Annotated in this window: 18 protein-coding genes and 4 tRNA genes; 14 read left to right on the top strand and 8 right to left on the bottom strand. The window is 62.8% G+C overall.

The features are described from left to right. Positions 1–55 precede the first annotated feature (55 nt). The 4 genes from C5F70_RS05315 to C5F70_RS05300 all read right to left on the bottom strand — a co-directional run bounded on the left by C5F70_RS05315 (position 56) and on the right by C5F70_RS05300 (position 535). Positions 56–131: transfer RNA gene (locus C5F70_RS05315), tRNA-His, on the bottom strand. A 77-nt stretch (positions 132–208) separates the two neighbouring features. Beyond that, positions 209–293, bottom strand: a tRNA-Leu gene (locus C5F70_RS05310). A 57-nt stretch (positions 294–350) separates the two neighbouring features. Beyond that, positions 351–426: transfer RNA gene (locus C5F70_RS05305), tRNA-His, on the bottom strand. A gap of 32 nt (positions 427–458) precedes the next feature. Next, positions 459–535, bottom strand: a tRNA-Arg gene (locus C5F70_RS05300). Positions 536–810: 275 nt separating this feature from the next. On the opposite strand from C5F70_RS05300, the gene folD reads away from it, so the two are divergent. From folD to C5F70_RS05275, 5 genes are all read left to right on the top strand, one after another. Next, positions 811–1,665, top strand: a complete 855-nt coding sequence (gene folD / locus C5F70_RS05295) for a bifunctional methylenetetrahydrofolate dehydrogenase/methenyltetrahydrofolate cyclohydrolase FolD (RefSeq protein WP_017848149.1) — start codon at positions 811–813, stop codon at positions 1,663–1,665. 141 nt (positions 1,666–1,806) lie between these two features. Continuing rightward, on the top strand, positions 1,807–2,091 hold the full coding sequence (locus C5F70_RS05290) for a hypothetical protein (RefSeq protein WP_046382845.1): 285 nt from the start codon (positions 1,807–1,809) through the stop codon (positions 2,089–2,091). Between the two features lie 333 nt (positions 2,092–2,424). Then, complete coding sequence (pbpG, locus tag C5F70_RS05285; protein ID WP_017848215.1) at positions 2,425–3,348, top strand: D-alanyl-D-alanine endopeptidase; 924 nt, start codon at positions 2,425–2,427, stop codon at positions 3,346–3,348. A 210-nt stretch (positions 3,349–3,558) separates the two neighbouring features. Beyond that, positions 3,559–3,948: a DUF2946 domain-containing protein gene (locus C5F70_RS05280; RefSeq protein ID WP_046485607.1), complete on the top strand. Its 390-nt coding sequence runs from the start codon at positions 3,559–3,561 to the stop codon at positions 3,946–3,948. A gap of 95 nt (positions 3,949–4,043) precedes the next feature. Then, complete coding sequence (locus tag C5F70_RS05275) at positions 4,044–6,131, top strand: TonB-dependent receptor (RefSeq protein WP_104902847.1); 2,088 nt, start codon at positions 4,044–4,046, stop codon at positions 6,129–6,131. 30 nt (positions 6,132–6,161) lie between these two features. Here the strand turns inward: C5F70_RS05275 and C5F70_RS05270 are convergent, their stop codons facing one another. Both C5F70_RS05270 and C5F70_RS05265 read right to left on the bottom strand, forming a co-directional pair. Next, on the bottom strand, positions 6,162–7,496 hold the full coding sequence (locus C5F70_RS05270) for a HAMP domain-containing sensor histidine kinase (protein ID WP_102617272.1): 1,335 nt from the start codon (positions 7,494–7,496) through the stop codon (positions 6,162–6,164). Further along, the gene (locus C5F70_RS05265) at positions 7,493–8,152 is read right to left on the bottom strand and encodes a response regulator transcription factor (RefSeq protein ID WP_017848219.1); all 660 of its coding nucleotides are present in this window, start codon (positions 8,150–8,152) and stop codon (positions 7,493–7,495) included. Before C5F70_RS05265 ends, C5F70_RS05270 begins: the two co-directional genes overlap by 4 nt. 131 nt (positions 8,153–8,283) lie before the next feature. On the opposite strand from C5F70_RS05265, the gene C5F70_RS05260 reads away from it, so the two are divergent. From C5F70_RS05260 to C5F70_RS05240, 5 genes are all read left to right on the top strand, one after another. Continuing rightward, positions 8,284–8,607 carry a PepSY domain-containing protein gene (locus C5F70_RS05260; RefSeq protein ID WP_104902846.1) on the top strand — a complete coding sequence of 108 codons (324 nt, stop codon included), beginning with the start codon at positions 8,284–8,286 and terminating at the stop codon, positions 8,605–8,607. Positions 8,608–8,689: 82 nt separating this feature from the next. Continuing rightward, positions 8,690–9,160, top strand: a complete 471-nt coding sequence (locus C5F70_RS05255) for a DUF2271 domain-containing protein (RefSeq protein ID WP_017848221.1) — start codon at positions 8,690–8,692, stop codon at positions 9,158–9,160. A 25-nt stretch (positions 9,161–9,185) separates the two neighbouring features. Continuing rightward, entirely contained in the window at positions 9,186–11,366 is a 2,181-nt protein-coding gene (locus C5F70_RS05250) for a PepSY domain-containing protein (RefSeq protein ID WP_104902845.1), read from the top strand. Further along, positions 11,356–12,345, top strand: coding sequence for an FAD:protein FMN transferase (locus C5F70_RS05245; protein ID WP_017848223.1), 990 nt, complete (start codon positions 11,356–11,358; stop codon positions 12,343–12,345). Before C5F70_RS05250 ends, C5F70_RS05245 begins: the two co-directional genes overlap by 11 nt. 13 nt (positions 12,346–12,358) lie before the next feature. Beyond that, on the top strand, positions 12,359–13,060 hold the full coding sequence (locus C5F70_RS05240; RefSeq protein ID WP_046485620.1) for a VIT family protein: 702 nt from the start codon (positions 12,359–12,361) through the stop codon (positions 13,058–13,060). Between the two features lie 43 nt (positions 13,061–13,103). Here C5F70_RS05240 and C5F70_RS05235 read toward each other — a convergent pair whose 3' ends face one another. After that, positions 13,104–13,766: a C39 family peptidase gene (locus C5F70_RS05235; protein ID WP_046382837.1), complete on the bottom strand. Its 663-nt coding sequence runs from the start codon at positions 13,764–13,766 to the stop codon at positions 13,104–13,106. Between the two features lie 211 nt (positions 13,767–13,977). Between C5F70_RS05235 and C5F70_RS30770 the strand changes: the two genes are divergently transcribed. After that, on the top strand, positions 13,978–14,139 hold the full coding sequence (locus C5F70_RS30770) for a hypothetical protein (RefSeq protein ID WP_167331319.1): 162 nt from the start codon (positions 13,978–13,980) through the stop codon (positions 14,137–14,139). Here the strand turns inward: C5F70_RS30770 and C5F70_RS05230 are convergent. Then, positions 14,136–14,546: a hypothetical protein gene (locus tag C5F70_RS05230; protein ID WP_104902844.1), complete on the bottom strand. Its 411-nt coding sequence runs from the start codon at positions 14,544–14,546 to the stop codon at positions 14,136–14,138. The two genes, C5F70_RS30770 and C5F70_RS05230, sit on opposite strands and share 4 nt — an antisense overlap. A 209-nt stretch (positions 14,547–14,755) precedes the next feature. Here C5F70_RS05230 and C5F70_RS05225 point away from each other — a divergent pair, with 209 nt between their 5' ends. From C5F70_RS05225 to C5F70_RS05215, 3 genes are read left to right on the top strand one after another with little or no spacing between them, the layout of a single operon-like run. Next, positions 14,756–17,977, top strand: a complete 3,222-nt coding sequence (locus tag C5F70_RS05225) for an efflux RND transporter permease subunit (protein ID WP_017848228.1) — start codon at positions 14,756–14,758, stop codon at positions 17,975–17,977. Further along, a complete protein-coding gene (locus tag C5F70_RS05220) occupies positions 17,967–19,136 on the top strand; it encodes an efflux RND transporter periplasmic adaptor subunit (RefSeq protein WP_046382834.1) in 1,170 nt (389 codons plus the stop codon). The genes C5F70_RS05225 and C5F70_RS05220 overlap by 11 nt, the downstream gene beginning before the upstream one ends. Beyond that, a complete protein-coding gene (locus C5F70_RS05215; protein WP_104902843.1) occupies positions 19,120–20,538 on the top strand; it encodes an efflux transporter outer membrane subunit in 1,419 nt (472 codons plus the stop codon). The genes C5F70_RS05220 and C5F70_RS05215 overlap by 17 nt, the downstream gene beginning before the upstream one ends. Positions 20,539–20,763: the final 225 nt, after the last annotated feature.

Genomic DNA, 20,763 nt, shown 5'->3' with positions numbered 1-20,763 from the left:
CGAACCACTAAAACAAAAAAGGCGCCAGACTGTTAAATCTGGCGCCTTTCGAATATGGGGTGGACGAAGGGGATCGAACCCTCGACAACGGGAGTCACAATCCCGTGCTCTACCAACTGAGCTACGCCCACCATATTGCGTTAACAAAGAAACCAAACCACTTCTTTGTCGAGCCTGACCCCGCCTTCCGGCCGGGCAAAGCTTTAATTGGTGCGGATGAAGAGACTCGAACTCTTACGCCTCGCGGCGCTGGAACCTAAATCCAGTGTGTCTACCAATTCCACCACATCCGCGCTTGAAGCTCTTAAAGCAAAGGCGCCAGATGATTAATCTGGCGCCTTTTCAAAATATGGGGTGGACGAAGGGGATCGAACCCTCGACAACGGGAGTCACAATCCCGTGCTCTACCAACTGAGCTACGCCCACCATCTAACGCTACTTGTGCCAAAGCTGCCTAATGGCGCACCCGGCAGGACTCGAACCTGCGACCATCCGCTTAGAAGGCGGATGCTCTATCCAGCTGAGCTACGGGCGCCTGATTAATCTGTACTCTTGGAGGATTACAAACTAAGTGCTTCCAGCCTTGCAGAACAACAATCCTGCTAGACCTTCTTAACCAGTGCTAGGCTGTGCCCGACAAGTGCGACGAATAGTATAGACGCGCCGGAAAGCCGTCAAATCTTTTTTGAAAAAAATTCATTTTATTTAAGGGGTTAGGCCAATTTGCAGACCAAGCGCCTTTGCCCCCACGTCTTGGCATGCGAGAATGCGCGCACTTTTCTTCCCCCTCTCGATGGTTAATCACGCGTAATGACTGCACAACTTATCGACGGCAAATCAATCGCCGCCAGCCTGCGCCAGCAGATCGCCAAACGCGTCACCGAGCGTAGCCAGCAAGGCTTGCGCACGCCTGGCCTCGCGGTGATCCTGGTCGGCAGCGATCCTGCGTCTCAGGTTTATGTCTCGCACAAGCGTAAAGACTGTGAAGAGGTCGGCTTTATTTCCAAGGCCTACGACCTGCCTTCCGAGACCACCCAGCAGGCCCTTACCGACCTGATCGACGGCCTCAACGATGACCCGAACATCGACGGCATTCTGGTGCAACTGCCATTGCCCGCGCACCTGGACGCCTCCCAGTTGCTCGAACGCATCCGCCCGGACAAAGACGTCGACGGTTTCCACCCGTATAACGTCGGCCGCCTGGCCCAGCGCATCCCGCTGCTGCGCCCATGCACGCCCAAAGGCATCATGACCCTGCTGGAAAGCACCGGCGTCAACCTTTACGGCCTCGACGCCGTGATCGTCGGCGCCTCCAACATCGTTGGGCGCCCGATGGCCATGGAACTGCTGCTGGCCGGCTGCACCGTGACCGTGACCCACCGCTTCACCAAGGACCTCGCCGGTCACGTCGGCCGCGCCGACCTGGTGGTAGTGGCTGCCGGCAAGCCGGGCCTGGTCAAAGGTGAGTGGATCAAGGAAGGCGCGATCGTCATCGACGTCGGCATCAACCGTCAGGCAGACGGCAAGCTGGTCGGCGACGTGGTGTACGAAACCGCCCTGCCCCGTGCCGGCTGGATCACCCCGGTACCGGGTGGCGTTGGCCCGATGACCCGTGCCTGCCTGCTGGAAAACACGCTGTATGCAGCAGAAACCCTGCACGGCTGATCAACTGCCGCGCTGAAAAGAGCCCTGCCTTGTCGCAGGGCTTTTGGTTTCTGATGAACCTCACGCTCTGCTATCGTGCATTCGCGGCTGACATGTTCGGCACCCGCCAGATGCCGCAGGAACCCCAGGAGTGCTTTCGCCATGCGCAACCTACATGCCGCCCCTCTGCTGATCCTCATCGCGGTATTGATCCCCGCTTGCACCACCCAACTGACTGAAGCGGGCAAACAGGTCAACCTCGTCACGGCCTCATCCGCCCACGCTTGCCACGTCGTCAAAGCCTTCACGGTGCAGGGCTCATCCAACGGCGACGCTCTGAACACCGCATTCAATAAAGCCGCCGAGGCTGGCGCTGACAGCCTGAGCATCGTCAATGTGGGGGACGCTGGCAAAATGCAGGTAGCCGCCTTGAACTGCCGACGCTGACGGGTTTGCCCAATAGAACACGCCCCCGAACATCCGGCTCGTTCACCCAGGCGCAGCACCCGGTTTCGCGTTTCTTCGACATCCTTTTCACCCGCCATCGACAGGATCGGGCGCAACTTACCTCTACTCCTTTGAAAATCCCCATTAGACCCGCCCTCATAGCGGGCCTTTTTTTGCCCGCGATGGGCTACAAGCCTAACCAATCATCGTCTTACAGCCTTTATTTAAAGGCTCTCTATCGTTTTCTGATCCATACTCCTAAAATGTAACGTCATTTTTCATAAAGCCCGTTGCAGAACGGTATTTCTTACTTTTTTTAGCGAGTTCATCCGCGTGAAAATTCGTCTCTCTCTCGTCAGCCTTTTATTTGCTTTCACCGGCACCTTTGCGCACGCCGCCGAAACCACCCTGGCCCCGCGTGACACCTCAAAACTGCAAATCGCTTCCGGCAGCGCCATGCTGGTCGATCTGCAAACCAACAAAGTCATCTATTCCAGCAACCCGGACGTGGTGGTGCCGATCGCTTCCGTGAGCAAGCTCATGACCGGGCTGATCGTGCTGGAAGCCAAGCAGAACATGGACGAGTACATCGACATCAACATCACCGACACGCCGGAAATGAAAGGCGTGTTCTCCCGGGTGAAAATCGGCAGCCAAATGCCGCGCAAGGAGATGTTGCTGATCGCCCTGATGTCCTCGGAAAACCGCGCCGCCGCGAGCCTGGCTCACCACTACCCGGGCGGCTACGCAGCCTTCATTGCGGCGATGAACGCCAAGGCCAAGGCGCTGGGCATGACCAGCACCCATTACGTCGAACCTACCGGCCTGTCCATCCATAACGTGTCGACCGCCAGGGACCTGAGCAAGCTGCTGGCCTACGCGCGCAAATTCCCGATGCTGAGCCAATTGAGCACCACCAAGGAAAAGACCGTGGCGTTCCGCAAGCCCAACTACACCTTGGGTTTCTCCAACACCGACCACCTGATCAACCGCGCCAACTGGGACATCAAGCTGACCAAGACCGGCTTCACCAACCAGGCCGGCCACTGCCTGGTGCTGGTGACCAGCATGGGTAACCGCCCGGTGTCGCTGGTGATCCTCGACGCCTTCGGCAAGTTCACCCACTTCGCCGACGCCAGCCGTATCCGCAACTGGGTCGAGACCGGCAAGAGCGGTTCGGTGCCGGACGTTGCGTTGCGCTACAAGGCCGACAAGAACCTGAAAAACCGCCCGAACGCGACAGAGGTTCGTCGCTGAACGGCGCAACCCCAAAACAGCCCGCCTGACCAATGCCCCGACATGCTCGGGGCATTTTTTTCGGCATAAGCCACGCAAAAACAGACCGTTGCATCGCTACCCGGGGTTGCGGATCACGCCCACGAACTGCGGCAAAATAGCGCACAGACAGGCTTTTACTTTGCGCCTGAACTGCCGCTAAATGTTCACCCCTTTCAGTCGACTTCGTTCATGGCTCGTTTCAAACGCATCAGTCCCTGGCTAGCCTGCCTGGCCATCGTGCTGAACATGCTGGCCATGCCGCTCAGCCGCGCCATGCAGACGCCGGACATGGGACTGTTGATGTGGGGCGGATTCTGCTCGGGGGGCGCCTCGCAAGCGCTGCCTCCCAACTTGAGCACGCTGATCGACCCGCTCCAGTCGGCGCCGTCGAAAACCGCCATGAAACACAGCGATTGCTGCTGCGGTCATGCCGGACTGGCGGCGCTGCCATCCGACTACTACAGGCATTTCCTACCGCGATACGCCCCCGACACCACCCTCGACAACCCCGAGTTGCCGACGCTGCACCCCAGAATCCGCTGGCCGAGCCTGAGCCCGCGCGCCTCCCCTACCGTTTGATCGACACCCGCGCCGCCCCATAGGTGGCGCGATCTGCTTGTCAGCCGCCCGCCTGGGCGTCCTCGAAGTGTCTTGATCATCAGGAATGGTGCGTTATGCCTGCTCGAATGACTTTGCCTCGCGCAAAGCGTGTCTCTGTGTCCCGCCCGCTATGGCCCTTGCTGTCCATCGGCCTGTTCGCCCTCAATCCGCTGTCCTCGGCGCTGGCCGAAACCGGTAAAACCGAAGACTCCACCCTCACCCTCGGCACCGTCACGGTCCAGGGCGCCAGCGCCAGCAGCGGCCCGCTGAGCACCAGCAGCGTGCTCAGCTCGGTGGACATTCTCGGCGCCGACATCCTCGAAAAAATGCCGGTCAACTACAGCTGGGAACTGTTCAGTCGCGCGCCGGGGGTGATCCTCACCGAGTTCAACCAAGGCACCACCTCGGGCAAGATTTCCTTTCGCGGCTTCAACGGCGAAGGCGAAGTCAACGCAGTGAAGTTGCTGATCGACGGCATCCCGAGCAACAGCAACGACGGCAACATGCCGTTCATGGACATGATTTTCCCCATGGAGCTGGACAGCATCGAAGTGGTGCGCGGCACCAGCGATGCGCGCTACGGCCTGAACAACATCGCCGGCAACGTCAATATGCTGACCCGCACCGGCGGCGACTACACCAAGGCGCGGGTGCGCTATGGCAGTTACAACACCCAGGAAACCCAGCTGGCCAAAGGCATCGAAGGCAGCAACTGGACGCAGAACTACTTCTTCGCCTACCAGAAATCCGACGGTTACCGCGATCACGCCGAGGCGGACAAGTTTTCCATGTCCGGCAAATGGTTCTACACCCCGGACGACAACAGCTACCGCATCGGCCTGATCGCCCGTCACTACGAAACCGAGGCGCAGGAACCCGGCTACTTGAGTGAAGAGGACGCCCACCAGCACCCGACCATGACCAACAGCTACAACGCCACCGACAAAGGCACGCGGCGGATGAACCAGGTCAGCCTGCACTTCGACACCGACCTGGCCGAGACGCTGGCCTGGTCGGCAAAAACCTACGTCAACACCTTCGACGACCGGCGCTGGACGCAATACTGGCGCACCAGCGCCCAGCAGGAGCGCGACGCCTACGAAACCCAGTATGGCGCCCTCACCTCCCTGACCTGGCGCCCGCAAGTCAGCTGGCTGTACGACTTCGCCCTGGAAGGCGGCGCGGACATGCAGCAGCAGCAGAACAAGAGCGAGCGCTACCGCACCAAGGACCGCCTGCGCCTGGCCCAAACCCGCGACCAGCGATTCGACTTCGACACCTACGGCGCCTATGTCCAGGCCGAGATCAAGCCGTTCGAGTCGCTGAAAATCGTCCCTGCGTATCGCGTCGATAAGATCCAGGGCGACTTCACCAACGAAATGACCGGCATGGACTACGACATCAACGACTATGGGCTGATCAAACAACCCAAGCTCAGCGTGGTGTATTCACCGTGGGACGTGGCCAGCATCTATGCCAACTGGGGGCGGACCTTCCAGGTCGGCACCGGCGCGGCGGCCTATAAGATTCCACCGCGGGATACCAACCTGGCGCCGTCGATCAACGACGGCTGGGAAACCGGGGTCAAGTTCACCCCGGCGGACTGGATCGACGGCCGCATCGCCTATTGGCAGCAAGAAGCCAGCGGCGAAGTCAGTCGCCGGCTCAACGACCCGAGCGGCGAGTCGGACAACGTCGGCGAAACCCGGCGCTGGGGTTACGACGCGCAAGTCAATCTGCACCCGGACGAACGCACCGAAATCTGGATGGCCTACTCCTGGCAGTACTCGAAAATCCTCCAGCCCAGCGCGACCTTGCCCAACAGCAAAGGCCAGGAAATCGACCACATCCCGCATCACCTGTACAACGCCGGCGTCAGCTACAAGGCCACGCGGGCCCTGCAGTTGACGGCGTGGATGAACGGCCAGACGAATTATTACCTGGAACGCGAGAACACCAAGGGCACTTACGGCGGCTATGTCTTGATGAACCTCGGCGCGACTTACCAGGTGACCGAATCGGTCAGTGTCGACCTGCAGTTGAAAAACCTCACCAACCGCTACTACGAATACGTCTGGTATGACCCGGACGGCGCCCAGGCCTCGCTGCACTCACCCGGCGACGGGCGCGCGCTGTACAGCGGCGTCACCGTCGACTTCTGATCGGCAGCGCCGCCGGGGCGCGATGAACGTTCAGGCCGGCAAGCGCAAAAACTGAACGTTCACTTCAAACCCGTCGTCCCGGCCTGTGGCCGGCGACGCCAGGGTCATGTGCGCCTTGACCCCATGGACGATGGTCTTGGCAATCGCCAGGCCCAACCCGCTGCCGCTGGCTTCGCTGCTGCCGCGCACGAAGCGTTCGGTCAGGCGCTGCAACACCGGCGCCGGCACGGCCGGTCCGCCGTTGACCACCCGCAGCAACGCATCGTCCGTGAGGCTGACGTCGACCGGTTGATCCGCCGCGCCGTACTTCAACGCATTCTCGATCAAGTTGCGCAGCAGGATGCCGAACGCGTCCGGGTCAATCGCGCAATACACGCTACCCTCGCTCGGCAGTTGCAAGCGGATGCGCTGCCCACTGCTGCGGTTCCACTCATCGACCCCATGGGCCAGTAAGGGAATCAGGTCCTGGGGCGCCTCGGACAACAGCCCGCCGCCCTCGGCCTTGGCCAGTTGCATGAGTTTTTCCGAAAGCCGCGCCAGTTCGCGCAAGGCGTGTTCGATCTTCGCCGCACGCACGCGCAACGGGCCTTCCGGCGCTTCCTGGCGCAAACGCTGGATCTGCGCCAGCGTCGCCGCCAATGGTGTGCGCAACTCGTGGGCGCTGTTGGCGGTGAAGCTGCGCTCGGCCTCCAAGGCCTTGCGCAAGCGCTCCAGCAGGTGGTTGACCGCGTCGGCCAACGGGTCGATTTCAGCCGGCAGCCGGGCCACGCTGATCGGCGACAAATCCCCCACACCACGCGCTTCCACGGCACGGCGATAAGCCAATACGCTGCGCAGGCTGAAGCGCACAAACAACCATGTGCCCAACAGGCTGATGGGGATCAGCGCCAATAACGGCATCAACAGGGCCAACAAGGCTTCCCGTGCCGCCTCACGGCGATGCCCCAGCGGCTCGGCGATCTCAATGAACAGCGTATCGCGCAGCGCACTCGCGCCGTACAGCCGGTATTTTCGGGTGGTGGAAAACCCTTCGCTCGGGTGTTCGCTGAAGATCTTCGGGTTGGCGTCATGGGACTGCATCAGAATCTGGCCCTGGGCATCGCGCACCAGGTACGTCAGGTATTCCTTGTGCATCTTCAGGGTGGCGACGTGCTGGGCGGTGCGCGGTTCTTCGCGGTTGCTGATTTCCAGCACGGCCAGGGGCAGGATGCGTTGCGCAGTCTCTTCCAGGGCGCTGTCGAACGCCTCGTTCAATTCGTGTTGCACCATCAGCCAGGCGCCGACGGTCGCCCCCAGCCAGAGCAAGGTCATGCCCAGGGTCAACCCGAGGCCGAGGCGCTTTTGCAGGCTGATCGGCGACTTCATCCGGCCATCAACCGATAACCCATGCCACGCACGGTTTCCAGCAGGTCGCGCCCGAGTTTTTTGCGCAGGCGGCTGATATAGACCTCGATGGTGTTGCTCTCGATTTCCGCACCGAAGGCGTACAGGCGCTCTTCGAGCTGCGACTTCGACAACAACGCCGTGGGGCGCTGCACGAACGCCTCGAACAGCGCCCATTCGCGCGCCGTCAGGTCGACGGTGATGCCGGCACGCTGCACGGTGCGCGCGTTCATATCGATCTGCAACTCGCCGAGTTTGATCTGCGGGTTGGGGTTACCGCTGTAACGGCGGGCCACGGCGGCCACCCGGGCCGACAGCTCGAACAGGTCGAACGGTTTGACCAGGTAATCGTCGGCCCCGGCGTTGAGGCCGGCGATACGATCGGATATCTGGTCCTGGGCGGTGAGGATGATCACCGGGGTCACATTGCCGGCCGAACGCTGCTGGCGCAGAAAGTCCAGCCCGCGACCGTCGGGCAGCATCAGGTCGAGCAGGATCAGGTCATACGGCGTGCTGCGCACGCTGTTGTTCGCATGCTCCAGGCGCTGCACCCAATCGACTGCATGGCCGTCGTCGGCAATCTGTTCGCGCACCGCCTCGCCCAGCCCGGGTGCATCCTCGACCAATAAAACCCGCATCTGGCACCTCCTGTGGTGGTTGTCGTGCCGCACCTTACCGAGCTTACCTGACGTGAATCTGAAGATTCAGCTGGTTGTCAGGAATGCCCTTTAGGGTAAGCCGCAAATGCCAATCCGGCCGGAGACAGATCATGAAATCAGCTTTTATTGTCAGCACCGCATTGCTGGGCGTCCTGCTCGGCGCAAACGCCTTGGCCGACGACGACTGCAGCGAGCCGGTCAGCGACTGGCAACCACGCGAAACCCTGCGCCAGCAAGTGGAACAGCAATACGGCTGGAGCGTGCAACGCATCAAGGTCGACGACGGCTGCTATGAGCTCAGGGGCACCGACCGCAAAGGCAATGCGATCGAAGCCAGCTACGCACCCGCCTCGCTTCGTCTGCGCAAACTGGAAATCCATTTTGGCGTCAACGGCGACGCCCGGGATTACCTCAACCGCCCTGGATCGGAATGATCAGCGGTTTTTCCACGGCTTTCAGGTTGCTGTCAGCCAGCAGGTCCAGGCTCTCGCCATAACGTTCAACCAGGACATCATCATGAAAAAGATCATTGCTGCAACCTGCCTCGCCGGCGCCATTGCCCTGCCGGGTCTGGCCCAGGCCCGCGAAGTGACCCTGACCACCCAACTCAAGGACTATAGCGGCAACGGCGCGTACCTGGCGATCTATGTCACCGACGCCAACGGCCAGTACCAGAAAACCCTCTGGGTCGCCGGCAAAAAGGCCAAGTACTACCGGCACCTGAGCGACTGGGCGCGTGGCAGCGCCATGAAGCCGAGCGAGTTTGACGGCCTCAGCGGCGCCAGTGTCGGCAGCGGCCGCAGCCTCACCGTCAGCGTGGAACTGGCCGACACCTTGATCGACGCCGGGTATCAGATCCGTATCGACAGCGCCGTGGAAGACAAGCGCGACAGCCGCGCCGACGTCAGTGTCCCGCTGACATCGGCCGGGTCGGGCAAGCCGGTCAGCGGCAGCACTTATGTCGAGTCCTTTACCTACGACCTGTAACACCTGCGACTTCTGGAGGCTGAACATGCTTCGCCAGTTCCATTCACTGCCCGGTCTGATCGCCGCCCTGTTGGTCATGATATTGGCCATCAGCGGCGCAGTGCTGTCCGTCAATCCGGCTTTGGAACGCCTGCACGGCACGTCAACCGCGACTGGGCAGCTCAATGTCGGCCAGTTGGCGGGACGCATCGCCAACCACTTTCCGGGGGTGGAGCAGATCCAGCGCAGCGCCTCCGGAACAGTGATCATCTACTACAACCAGGACGGCCAGGCGGGTGCGCAAACCGTCGATCCACTGACCGGCCAGGGCCTCGGGCCCTATGAGCCATCCGCCGTTTCGCGCTGGGTAAAAGACCTGCACCGCTCGCTGTTCATGGGTACCACCGGGCATGGGATCGCGGGCGTCGGCGCACTCTTCATGTTGATGCTTTGCGTGTCCGGCGCGCTGTTGCTGGCGCGCCGCCTGGGTGGCCTGCGCAACCTGTTGCGGCCGCTGCGCGGCTCGTTCAGCCAGCGCTGGCACGCCGAAGTCGGGCGCCTGGCCGTGCTCGGGCTGCTGCTGTCGGCCTTGACTGGGCTGTACATGTGCGCCACGACCTTCGGTTTGATCGCCGACGGCAGTCAGGCTGAGCCGGCCTTCCCCGCGCACATCAGCGTCGGCGCGGCGCAGCCGGTGGCCAACCTGCAAGCCTTGCAGGCCATCGATCTGAACGACCTGCGCGAACTGGTTTACCCGAGCCCCGGGAACCCCGAGGACGTGTTTTCCCTGCGCACCGCCCAGGGTGACGGCTACGTGGACCCGGTCAGCGGCACGCTGTTGTCGTATCAGGCCCACGATTCAATGCACAACCTGTATCAACTGATCTATCAATTGCACACCGGCGAAGGCCTCTGGTGGCTGGGCTTGATCCTCGGGGTTAGCGCCCTCAGCGTGCCGTTGATGAGCGTGACCGGCATCCTGCTGTGGTGGCGCCGCCGCAAGGCCGCGCCGAAGATTCGCCATAACAGCCCGGCCCACACTGCCGACAGCGTGATTCTGGTGGGCAGTGAAACCAACAGCACCTGGGGTTTTGCCAATACCTTGCACGCGGCGTTGCACCGGGCCGGGCACCAGGTTCACAGCGCCGCGATGAACGATTGGAAGGGCGAGTACCGCGCTGCCCAGCGCCTGTTCATCCTCACCGCCACCCACGGCGACGGCGATGCACCGGCGTCGGCCGCGCAGTTCCTGGCACGGCTGCAGCAAGTGGGCCTCAAACCCGGCCTGCCCTTTGCGGTACTCGGGTTTGGCGACCGGCAGTTTCCACGATTCTGTCAGTACGCCCATCAGGTGCAGGACGCGATGGTACAAGCCGGCGGCACGCCATTGCTGGGGCTGGAAACCGTGAACCGTCAATCCTCGCAGGAATTTGCGCGCTGGGGCGATGCGTTGGCGGCGCCACTGGGCCACGAGCTGCCGCTGATCCACACGGCGCAGCGCCCGCGCAGCCGTCGTCTGGAATTGACCGAGCGCATCGTCTATGGCGAAGCCGTGAACGCACCGACCCACGTCCTGCGCTTCAAGGCCGCGGGCGCGCTACCGAGCTTCCAGGCCGGCGATCTGGTCGGCATTTTGCCGCCGGACAACCCGGTGCCGCGCTTTTACTCGCTGGCCAGTTCCTCTGAAGACGGCACGCTGGAAATCTGCGTGCGCAAACACGAAGGTGGCCTATGCTCGGGGTTCCTGCATGAGCTGAAGATCGGCGGGTCGGTCGAAGCGTTCATCCAGCCCAATCCGCAATTTCGTCCGGCGTCGGGCGCGCACCCGGTGATTCTGATCGGTGCCGGCACCGGTATCGGGCCCCTGGCCGGTTTTATTCGTCATAACACCGCCAAACACCCGATGCACCTGTATTGGGGAGGACGCAACCCGGCCTCGGATTTTCTCTATGAACCGGAGCTCAAGCGTTACCTGGCCGACCGCCGCCTGACCGCATTGTGCGCGGCGTTCTCCCAGGTTCAGGAGCGCAGCTATGTGCAAGACCGGTTGCTCGGCGATGCCCTGGCGTTGCGCGCCCTGATCGAAAACGGCGCCCAAGTGCTGGTGTGCGGTAGCCGCGAGATGGCCAAAGGCGTGATGCAAGCGCTGGATAACGTGTTAGCCCCGCTCCACCTGAGTGTGCTGGCCCTGAAAGCACAAGGACGCTACCGTGAAGATGTCTACTGAGCCCCAACGCTACAGCCTGAACGGAGAGACCATGGGCACGCGCTATACCGCCGTGTTCTATGCCGAGGCCGGCGTCGACACCGACGCGATCAACCGCGGCCTGGCCCAGGCCGTGGGCCGGGTGGACCAGCAGATGTCCACCTGGAAGGCCGATTCCGACCTCAACCGCCTCAACGCCGGCCCCGAGCAAACATGGTTGCCGGTGCCCCAGGAACTGGCCACGGTGTTGGCCGCCGCGTTGCGGGTCAGCCAGCAATCCGGCGGGGCTTTCGACATCGCCGTCGGTGATCTGGTGGACGCCTGGGGCTTCGGTCCCGGCGCACCCTCAGTCACCGAACAGACCATCGACGCCCTGCCGTCACGCAGCGGCCTGTCGGCCACTGCAGCATTGACGGTGGACACGCAACGCCACCAAGTGCGCAAACGCGCGCCGCTGCACCTCAACCTCAACGGGATCGCCAAAGGCTTTGGCGTCGACGAACTGGCGCGCTGCCTGGACGGCTTCGGGCTGACCCGCTACCTGGTCGGCATCGATGGCGAAATGCGTGCCCGCGGCGTCAAGCCGGATGCTCAACCGTGGGTCGTGGCCATTGAAAAACCAAGCCGTGGCCAGCGTGAAGTGATGGGGGTCATGGAACTCAGCGACGCCGCCATCGCCACCTCCGGCGACTACCGACACTGGATTGACGTGAAAGACCGACACTATGCTCACACCATGAACCCGGCCACCGGCGCCCCGCTGTGCAATACCGTCGCCGCCGTCACGGTGGTGGCCGCCTCGTGCATGCTCGCCGATGCCTGGGCCACGGCGTTGATGGTGCTGGGCGAAATCGAAGGCCCACGCCTGGCGCAGGCACGCGGGATGGACGCGCTGTTCGTGCTGCGCGAGGGTGAACAACTCAAAGAAATATCGATTGTCGGCGGTATTCTGCAGGCGCAGATTGAAAGCCGTCCGCCCCAACCCCGTCCACGAACATGAGTCCCGCACACCGATGAAATTCATGCACCGGCACACCGAATCCCACCGCAGTGACCGTATCGGCTGGCTGCGCGCCGCGGTCCTGGGCGCCAATGACGGCATCGTCTCCACCGCCAGCCTGTTGATCGGTGTCGCCGCCGCCAACGCCAGCCACGCCTCGCTGATCGTCACCGGCATGGCCGGGCTGGTGGCGGGGGCGATGTCGATGGCGGCCGGCGAATACGTTTCGGTGCATTCCCAGGCCGATACCGAGCACGCCGATCTGGCACGGGAACGAGCGGAACTGGCGAGTAACCCGAAAGCGGAGCATAGCGAGCTTGCCAACATCTACATGCAGCGTGGCGTATCACCCGAATTGGCTCATCAGGTCGCCGACCAATTGATGGCGCACGACGCCTTGGGGGCTCACGCCCGGGACGAGCTGGGCATCAGCGAAGCCCTCGCCGCCAAACCGCTGCAAGCGGCGCTGGCCTCGGCGGCGAGTTTCGTGGTCGGTGCCGCGTTGCCGCTGGCGGTGACGCTCATCGCGCCAGAGCACAGCGTGGTGCCGTGGATCTGCGGCATGTCCCTGCTGTTTCTTGCCAGCCTTGGCGCCGTGGCGGCCAGGGCCGGCGGGGCGAAAGTCTTCGTCGGCGCCTGGCGCGTAACCCTGTGGGGCGTACTGGCCATGGGCATTACGGCCAGCGTCGGGGCGTTGTTCGGCGCTGTGGTGTAGCGCGAAAACACGCCGCGCCCCAACGTGGCGGGCGCGGTGTGTCTTACTTTCTTTCGGCCAATACCTTGAGTGCCTGCGCCGCAGCCTGCTCTTGCCCGGCCTGCGCGGTGGCATTGGCCGCTTCGCGCCAGCGCTGCGTATCCACATTGGCCGGCAACTGGCTCGGGCGCTGGGTGAGGATTGCCCAGTGACCGGCGCTGCTCCACTTCGACTCAAAGTCACTGAAGCTCATCAACAACCGCCGATCCATGCCTGAGCGCAGCAGCACCGTGCTTTTCTGCTGGTTGAAACCCACCACGACCACGTAGTGCGTGCTGGACAACAGGCCGCCGCCGATCCGCGCCATCACCGGGTAACCCGCGCTCACCTGCGCCAGCACCGAGGTGAGCTTGGCGTCGAGCGGATACACCATCAACCCGTATTCACGGGCCAGCACCTGCATGTTGCGCTCCAGGTTCGCTTCGTCGCCCGGCAAGTGCAGCGGCTTATCCAGCAACCCCGGTGTCATGACAATGCCTTGTTGCGACAGCATGCTGGCTAACGCCGTGGGACCGCTTTGATAAGCGTCGCTGCGAAACGTCGGCACGCCATTGAGCTCGACACGCTCCGGCAGGCCCGGCAGTTTCGACGGCTGCCCGGAACAGGCCGCGAGCCCCAGGGTGCAGGCCAGCAGCAAGGAGGTTGTAACGTTGGACCGTAACCGCAATTTTCTACCCTCTTGATCAACTGCCGGTAAGGGCCCTGATCATAGGACGCTCTTCAGCTCGGGTATAGCCTTGAACCGCAGTAAAACGCCCGGGATAGAGCAAAGAAGTTGGATCGACACGACCATTGGTCAATAGCAGGCAACCGTCATCTGACTAGACTGTCCATTGAGAAGACTGTGTGTGCGCCCTGCTGGGCGAAAGGAGGCCAGAATGAGCCTTGCAACGACGATTGTCCTGTTGATCTGCGGTTGGCTCGCGGTGGCTGCCGCCATGTTGTGGGGGGTGTTGCGCATTACCCGTCGGCACCATCACCCCCACGTCAAACCGGCTGCATCCGCCAAGCCGCACAAGACGGCGGTGCATCACGCCTAGCCAGGCATGCAATTGAAGTCCTGCGTTGCCGCGACTTCCTTACCGTGACCATCCAAGAGCGATGCGCGCACGGTGGTGCCCAGGCTGGATTCGATCAGGGTGTAGTGCTCACCCGCCTTGAAGTCTTTGTACTCCACGCGGCCCTGGCAGTCCTGCTGGTTTTCGTCGCCCGGCTCTTCCTCGAACAACGTCACATCCAAACGATGGGCTCCCGGCGGCACTTCGAAAAAGCGCCCGTCATCCACGCGTGTGCCGTCGACGCGCTCGGCCATCAGGTCATTCGGCGCTTCTTCTTTCAATCCGATCCAGGCTTCGCTGGGGTCGGCTTTGGGCATCGGGCCGGCGCAGGCCGACAGTAACAACACAGCGCTCAAGGCGGGAATCAGCAATAAAGGTTTGAGTGACATGGCAGAACTCCAAAGGATTTCAGTTAAAAGACGCATCGCATCCGATGGGTCACAAGCTTGGAGAGCCGCCCTTTGTAGAACAAATGAATACACATGAAACGATCTTCAGCCCATACCTAAATCTTCCTTCACCTGGCTGAAAGGTGCGTGTTAGGTGGGTCGGGCAAGACTGCCGGGGTTTGCAATCCTGCTCCCTCGGAGGTTCACGCATGCTCGGGCTGGTAAAGACCGCACTGCAAAAGCCGTACACGTTTATCGTGTTGGCCATATTCATCTGCATCATCGGGCCGATGGCGGCCCTGCGAACCCCCACTGATGTATTCCCCGATATCGGCATCCCCGTCGTTGCAGTGGTCTGGCAGTACAACGGCCTGTCGCCGGACGCCATGGCCGGGCGGGTGATCTACACCTACGAACGCTCCCTGAGCACCACCGTCAACGACATCGAACACATCGAATCGCAATCCCTGCCGGGCATGGGCATCGTCAAGATCTTCTTCCAGCCCGGCGTCGACATCCGCACCGCCAACGCCCAGGTGACAGCGGTGTCACAAACCGTGCTCAAGCAAATGCCCCCCGGCATCACGCCGCCGCTGATCCTCAATTACAGCGCATCGACGGTGCCGATCCTGCAAATGGCGTTCTCCAGCCCGACACTGTCGGAAGCCAAGATCCGCGACCTGGTGCAGAACAATATCCGCCTGCCCCTCAGCGCCCTGCCCGGCCTGGCCATGCCCACGCCCATGGGTGGCAAGCAGCGGCAGATCACCCTCGACCTCGACCCGCAGGCGCTGGCCGCCAAAGGCTTGTCGGCGCAGGACGTGGGCAATGCCCTGGCGTTGCAGAACCAGATCATCCCGGTGGGCACCGCCAAGCTCGGCCCCAACGAATACACGATCCTGCTCAACAACAGCCCCAAGGCCATCGATGAACTCAACGACCTGCCGATCAAGACCGTCGACGGTGCGCTGATCACCATCGGCCAGGTGGCCCACGTGCGTGACGGTTCGCCACCGCAGACCAACATCGTGCGCGTCGACGGCCATCGCGCGGTGCTGATGCCAGCGTTGAAAAACGGCAGCATCTCCACCCTGTCGATCATCGACGGCATCCGCCAGATGCTGCCGCGCATCAACGAAACCCTGCCGCCGTCGCTGAAGACCTCATTGCTCGGCGATGCGTCGGTGTTCGTCAAACAATCGGTGGGCAGCGTGGCCCAGGAGGGCATCATCGCCGCGCTGCTGACCAGCGCGATGATCCTGCTGTTCCTCGGCAGCTGGCGCTCGACGCTGATCATCGCCGCCTCGATCCCCCTGGCGGTGCTGTCGGCCATCGCGCTGCTGGCGGTCAGCGGGCAAACCCTCAACGTGATGACCCTCGGCGGGCTGGCGTTGGCCGTAGGGATTCTGGTGGACGACGCCACGGTGACCATCGAAAACATCAACTGGCACCTGGAACAGGGCAAGGCGGTGAAGGCTGCGATCCTCGACGGCGCCGCGCAGATCGTCGGCCCGGCGTTCGTCTCCCTGCTGTGCATCTGCATCGTGTTCGTGCCGATGTTCTTGCTGCAAGGCATCGCCGGGTACCTGTTCCGGCCGATGGCCCTGGCGGTGATCTTCGCCATGGCCAGCTCGTTCATCCTCTCGCGCACCCTGGTGCCGACATTGGCGATGTACCTGCTCAAGCCGCACGCGCCGGAACCGGGCACCGGCCACCACCCGGAAGATGCGTTCATCAACCACCACGAAGGCGAGCAGCACACCAAACCACGCAATGCCGTGCTGCAGTCGGTGCTGAATTTCCAGCAGGGTTTCGAGCGGCACTTCTCGAACATCCGCGACACCTACCATGGCCTGCTGACGTTGGCCCTGGGCAATCGCAAGCGCTTCATCGTCGGCTTTTTAGCCTGTGTGCTCGCCTCGTTTTTGCTGCTGCCCAGCCTGGGCCAGGATTTCTTCCCGGCCACCGACGCCGGGGCGCTGGCGCTGCATGTGCGTTTGCCGCTGGGTACGCGGATCGAGGAAAGCGCTGCGGCGTTCGACCGGATCGAGGCGCGGATACGCGAAGTGATTCCAGCCGACGAACTCGACACCATCGTCGACAATATCGGCATTCCGCTGAGCGGCATCGACATGGCCTACAGCAGCAGCGGCACCATCGGCCCGCAGGACGGCGATATCCAGGTCAGCCTGAAACAACACCACGCGCCCACCGCCGACTACGTGAAAAAACTGCGTGAGGCGCTGCCGCAAAGTTTCCCTGGCAGCCACTTTGCGTTCCTGCCGGCGGACATCAGCAGCCAGATCCTCAACTTCGGCGCGCCGGCGCCGCTGGACGTGAAAATCTCCGGGCGCAGCGATGCCGAAAACCGCGCCTACGCCGTGGAACTGGAACGCCGTCTGCAACACGTACCGGGCATCGCCGACCTGCGCATCCAGCAGTCCACCGGCTACCCGTCGCTGCAAGTGAATGTCGACCGCCTGCGCGCCAACGGCCTGGGCATCACCGAGCGCGATGTGACCAACAGCATGGTCGCGTCGCTGGCCGGCAGCTCGCAAACCGCGCCGACGTTCTGGCTCAACCCGGCCAACGGCGTGTCCTATTCCATCGTCGCCGCCACCCCGCAATACCGCCTCGACAGCCTGCCGGCGCTGGAAGCGCTGCCGGTGACCGGTGCCGATGGCCAATCGCAAATCCTCGGCGGCGTGGCCAGCATCTCCCGCGTGCAAAGCCCGGCGGTGGTGACCCACTACAACATCGAGCCGACCCTGGACCTCTACGCCAACGTGCAAGGCCGCGACCTCGGTGGCGTGGCCCGCGACGTGCAAAAAGTGCTGGACGACACCGCGTCCATGCGCCCCAAAGGCGCGACGATCAGCCTGCACGGGCAGATCGATGCGCTGCATGAAGCCTTCAGCGGTTTGAGCGTCGGCCTGCTCGGCGCGGTGGTGCTGATCTACCTGCTGATCGTGGTCAACTTCCAGTCGTGGGTCGACCCGTTCGTGATCATCACCGCGTTGCCGGCGGCATTGGCGGGGATCGTGTGGATGCTGTTCCTCAGCGGCACGTCGTTGTCGGTGCCGGCGTTGACCGGGGCCATCCTGTGCATGGGCGTGGCCACCGCCAACTCGATCCTGGTGGTGAGCTTCTGCCGGGAACGCCTGGCCGAACATGGCGATGCGCTCAAGGCCGCACTGGAAGCCGGCTACACGCGCTTTCGTCCGGTGTGCATGACCGCCCTGGCGATGATCATCGGCATGCTGCCGCTGGCCTTGTCCGAGGAGCAGAACGCGCCGCTCGGCCGCGCCGTGATCGGTGGCCTGATCCTCGCCACCACCGCCACCCTGTTATTTGTTCCCGTGGTCTTCAGCCTGGTCCACGGTCGTCAGCCTACTCGCGCAACTGTTGGAGAAACGCCCCATGTCGTCTGATCACAAACCCTCGCGCAAGCGTCTGATGCTCATGGGTGTCGGCGGCCTGACCCTGGCCGCCCTGCTGGTCGCCAACGGCCTGTACGCCCGCACAATGCACGAACGCTCCGTCACCGCCTGGACCGAAACCGCCGCCGTGCCGCAGGTGATGGTGTTCCAGCCGCAGCAGAACGTGGCCGGTGACACCCTGCGCCTGCCCGCTCACCTTGAAGCCTGGAGCAAGGCGCCGATCCATGCGCGGGTCAGCGGCTACTTGAAGGACTGGAAAGTCGACATCGGCAGCCAGGTCAAAGCCGGGCAAATCCTCGCCGAAATCGACAGCCCCGATCTCGATCAACAACTGGCGCAGACCCATGCGCGGCTGGTGCAGCAACAGGCCAATGCGCGGCTGGCCGCCACCACCGCGACACGTTGGCAAAACCTGCTGGCCAGCCATTCGGTGTCGCGCCAGGAGGCCGATGAAAAAACCTCCAACGCCGCAGCGGCCAAAGCCAACGCCGAAGCCGCCGCTGCCGATTACGCGCGCTTGTCGGCGCTGGAAAGCTACAAGACTATCCGCGCGCCGTTCGCCGGCACCATCACTGCGCGCAACACCGACATCGGCCAGTTGATCAAGGCCGATACCGACAGCGACCCGGAGCTGTTCAACATCGCCGACACCCACCAGTTGCGCCTCTACGTGCCGGTGCCGCAGAACTATGCGGCCGTCATCCACCCCGGGCTTGAAGCCGAGCTGAGTGTTCCCGAGCACCCCGGCGAACACTTCAAGGCGCACCTGATCGGCGACTCCACCGCCATCGACCGTCGCTCCGGCACCCTGCTCGCGCAGTTTGTCGCCGACAACCCCAACGGCGAGTTGCTGCCGGGCGATTACGCCGAAGCGACCCTGCCGATTCCGGCAGACACCCATGGCGTGAGCATCCCGGCCAGCGCGCTGATCTTCCGTGCCCAAGGCACCCAGGTCGCGGTGCTGGATGCGCAAAACCACATACACCTGCAGGCCATCCATATCGGCCTGGACCTGGGCGAACGCCTGGTGATCGACCAGGGCCTGAAACCCGCCGACCGCGTGGTCGACAACCCGCCCGACGCCCTGCGCGAAGGCGACCCCGTGCAACTGGCCGACGCCTCCGGAGGTGCCCATGCGCCCAAGGCTTAAACCGCTTGCTGCGGTGATGCTGCTGGCGTTGCAAGGTTGCTCGCTGGCACCGACCTACAACGTGCCGGCGATCGACCTGCCGGCCAACTATCGCGAACAGACCAGCGATGGCCCCTGGCACAGCGCGCAGCCGTCCGACCAACTGGCGCCGCAGTGGTGGACGCTCTACCGCGAACCGCGCCTGGATCAGCTGCAACAGCAATTGCTCAAGGCCAACCCGGACCTGGCGGCAGCGCTGGCGCACTTCGATGCATCCCAGGCGTATGCCAGCCAATTGCATGCCGGGCTGTTCCCGCAGATCACCGCCAGCGCACAACCGCTGCGTCAGCGCCAATCCGACTTGCGTCCGCTGCGCGGCACCACGCAGCCGTCGGTTTACAACAGCAACACGGCGGGGTTTTCGTTGAGCTACGACTTGGACCTGTGGGGCAAAATCCGCAACCAGGTGGCGGCGGGTGATGCGCAGGCGCAAGCGTCGGGCGACGATCTGGCGGTGGCGCGCTTGAGCTTGCAGCATCAGTTGGCGACCTTGTACGTGCAGCTCAATGGGTTGGATGCGCAAAGTCGGATTCTCAACAGCTCGCTGGAGGATTTCAGCCAGGCCCTGCAACTGACCCGCAGCCGCTACGAGGGCCAGATTGCTTCGGAACTGGACCTGACCCGCGCGCAAAACCAGCTCGCCCAAGCCAAGGCGCAACTGGATGAAGTGCGCGGGCAACGCAACCTCACCGAGCATGCCATCGGTGAACTGGTTGGCGTGGCGGCCAGCGACTTCACACTGCCGGCGAGCCAACAACTGATCGCCCTGCCGGGGATTCCGTCGCAACTGCCGAGCCACCTGCTGCAACGTCGCCCGGATATTGCGGCGGCAGAGCGCCGAGTGTTTGCGGCCAACGCAAATATCGGCGTGGCCAAGGCCGCGTGGTACCCGGATTTCAGTCTGACCGGGTTGATTGGCGGGCAGACCCAAGGCGTGGGGAATTTACTGTCGGCGGGCAATCGGTATTGGGCGCTGGGGCCGCTGATGAACTTGCCGATCTTCGATGGCGGTCGCTTGAGCGCCAACGAACGCCAGGCCAAGGCCGAGTTCGAACAAGCCTCGGCACAGTACCGCAGCCAGGTACTGAAAGCCGTGCGCGAGGTCGAAGACAACCTGGCGCAACTGAGGGATTTGCAGCAGGAGGCACAGGATGAACAGGCCGCGGCAGATGCGGCGCAGCATACGCAAACGTTGGCGATGAACAGCTACCAGGCCGGCGCGGTGAGCTATCTGGATGTAGTGACCGCGCAGACAGCGGCGTTACAGGCACAGCGGACCTTGCAGGCGGTGCAGACACGGCAGTTGCAGGCGAGTGTGGGGCTGGTCACCGCGCTGGGCGGCGGCTGGCAACCTGGCGCCTGACGCTTTTTTTGTGCAAACCAGCTCAAAGGTGGGAGCTGGTTTGGCTTTGATGAGGCTGGATCAGCCAGACATCACCGACCGATCCAGCGCACATTCAGTCTTCCGGCCGACTGTTGAGAAACACGGTCACTGCTGTGTAATCACTGTCATTGGCGTGTCGGTACGCGGTATTGCTGTGATAGCGGCGGCGTCAGTTCCGGCCTCATCGGGGGCAAGCCCCCTCCC

This window comes from Pseudomonas sp. LH1G9, from assembly GCF_002949975.1.
Lineage (GTDB): Bacteria > Pseudomonadota > Gammaproteobacteria > Pseudomonadales > Pseudomonadaceae > Aquipseudomonas > Aquipseudomonas veronii.
The sequence above is the reverse complement of the archived record's forward strand: the minus strand, read 5'-3'. Positions and strand labels throughout refer to the sequence as shown.